3 protein-coding genes are annotated in these 2,316 nt (G+C 71.9%); all 3 read right to left on the bottom strand.

The window, feature by feature from the left end; genetic code table 11:
* Positions 1-704: DnaB-like helicase N-terminal domain-containing protein (locus tag ACWDCZ_RS40495; RefSeq protein WP_449818609.1), on the bottom strand; the 704-nt coding region annotated here is incomplete at its 3' end.
* On the bottom strand, positions 704-925 hold the full coding sequence (locus ACWDCZ_RS40490; RefSeq protein WP_387976764.1) for a hypothetical protein: 222 nt from the start codon (positions 923-925) through the stop codon (positions 704-706). The genes ACWDCZ_RS40490 and ACWDCZ_RS40495, both read right to left, overlap by 1 nt.
* Positions 926-1,023: 98 nt before the next feature.
* Positions 1,024-2,316 (bottom strand): type IV secretory system conjugative DNA transfer family protein (locus ACWDCZ_RS40485; RefSeq protein WP_449818608.1); only part of this gene is annotated, 1,293 nt, incomplete at its 5' end.

Raw genomic sequence — 2,316 nt, 5'->3', positions numbered from 1 at the left:
ACCGGGTCGATCGGCTCCCCCCGGTGGTGGAGCGCCCCGAGGCAGCGGTAGAGGTGGCCATGGCCCCGGTCGGCGAAGTCGCCGGGCCGCAGCCAGCCGAACACCTCGCCGATCGCCCCGTCCTGGTGGACGAGCAGCGCGAGCAGGAACCGCTCGTCCTCGATCTGGCCCGCCGCAGGTGCGGCAGCGACGACGGCCGGCGGCACGGCAGGGCCCTGCGGCCTCGGCGGGGTTCCCCAACGCCGGGCGAGGTCGACCAGGACGCCCACCAGGACGTCGGATTGGGCGACCGTGCCGTTGGCCTCGTGCTGCCGGGCGCCCTCCTCAGCGACCGCGAGCAGGCGGGCGGCATGCTCGGCGACGGTGCGGTGGATGGAGCCTTCGAGCACCATCCGGCCGTAGACCGGCGCGTTGGCCGGGCGCGGACAGGCCGCGATCAGGGCATGCAGGTAGGAGGCGGTGAGACCTTGGACGTGCCGACCGGCTTCGGCGAGGCTGTCGTTCAACCAGGCCAGCGGCACGGCACCCTCGGCGGCGAGCGCGGGGTGCCCGGCACCACCGAGGGTGCGCAGAGCGCCGAACAGGGCTTGGTGGGCTGGGCGGTAGAAGTCGCGCGGCTCCAGCCAGCCCAGGCGATCGAGCTGGCGCGGATCGAGCAGCACCGCGCCGAGCACGGCCTGCTCCCCCGTGAGCAGCGGGTCCATCACGCTGCCCCGTCGCCCTCGGCCCGCAGATGGGCGACCTCGCGGTCGGCGGCGGCCCTGGCAGCGGCGAACCGGTCCAGCTCACCCGTGAACACCGGGTCGGAGGCGAGAAGGGAACCGGCCCCGGTAACCAGCCACCAGTGGCCCCCGCGCCAGAACACCGGCGCCCCAGACAGCGGAGCCGATACGCGCGGGCGCTTGACGGCGTTCGGATCGGACATGCAGAACTCCCGGAGAGCAAGGGGAATCGAGGCGAGGTGGGGAAGGACGTGCGGCGCCGACTGGGGGCGCTGTCGACCGGCGCCGTCGGGCGGGGTGCTCAGGCAGAGAGGGTGAAGTCGTCGCGGCTGTGGGCGGCCTTGGCGAGCGCGCGCTCGGTGATGGCCTTGGTGGCGCGGGAGGAAGCCGGGCCGAACTCCTTGGCCGAGCGCTCCTTGTACCAGGGCTTGAGGTCGAGCATCGCAACCCGCATGCCGGTCGCGAAGAGCAGGATCTTGCCCTTGGGGAGCGCGCGGATCTCGTCGGGCGGCAGGATGCGCTCGGTGCGCATCGACACCGAAGTCGACTTGCCGCTGTTGGAGTTGGAGACGGAGACGGTCTGCACATCGTGCTCGCCGATCTGCCGCGACAGCTTGTCCGCGAAGTCAGCGTCGTCGATGCCGCTGCCGATGACCTTGACGGTGGCCGCGGACCAGAGGGCATCCATGCCGGCCTCGCCCCAGCAGCGCTGGCCCTGCCGGTAACTCTGGAGGATGGTGATCGGGATGACGCCTCGGCTGCCGAGGTGGGAATAGAGGTCCGGGAGGTCAGAAATTTTGCAGACGTTCGCGGCCTCATCCAACACGCACAGCGCGGGCGGGTCGAGCCGGCCGCCGTTGCGTTCGGCGACGATGACAGCGGCGCGCATCACCGCGTCGGCCGCCGCCGCGATGATCGCGCTGGCGGAGCCGCCGCCGTCCTTACTGAGCAGGAACAGCGTGTCGCGGGAGGAGGCGAAGTCGAACGGCTTGAACTCCGGTACGCCCTTGGTGGGGGTGACCCAGGCGGCGATCTCCGGGTCCAGCAGGCAGCTGGCGTACTGCCGCGCCGTCTCAAAAATCCCATCCCTGGTCTCGGTGGCCCCGGTGACGGTGCCCTGGAGCTGGGCGGCGACCGCGTGGTGGCCGGCGTCGCCGAGCAGGTCGACGGGGGTGCGGTCGGAAGGCGAGGCGAGCCAGGCCAGCACGTCGGTGATCGGGCGGCGGTGGCTCGCGGCAGCCAGGAACAGGGCCCCCAGCGTGTTGCTCGCGGCAGTGGACCAGAAGTCGGAGCCGCTGGACTCGTCCACGCTCGCCGTGACGAAGTGCCCGGCCAAGCGCTTGGCGCCGGCGAGGTCGCGGGCGTCGGCGAGAATGTCCCACCACATCTCGCGTGGGTGGTGCGCGATCTGCTGCGGGTCGAGCGTCCAGACCTTGCCGACCTTCGCCCGGGCGTCCACGCACGCCGTGTAGGCGTCGTTGGCGGCTTTGTTCGAGGTCAACAGCACGGGCCCGGGCGCGGCGAGGATCGCGGGGATCGCGATGCCGCTCGTCTTGCCGGAGCGCGGCGCCATGATCGCGACCATCACGTCCTC

Source organism: Kitasatospora sp. NPDC001225, assembly GCF_053597855.1.
The sequence above is the reverse complement of the archived record's forward strand: the minus strand, read 5'-3'. Positions and strand labels throughout refer to the sequence as shown.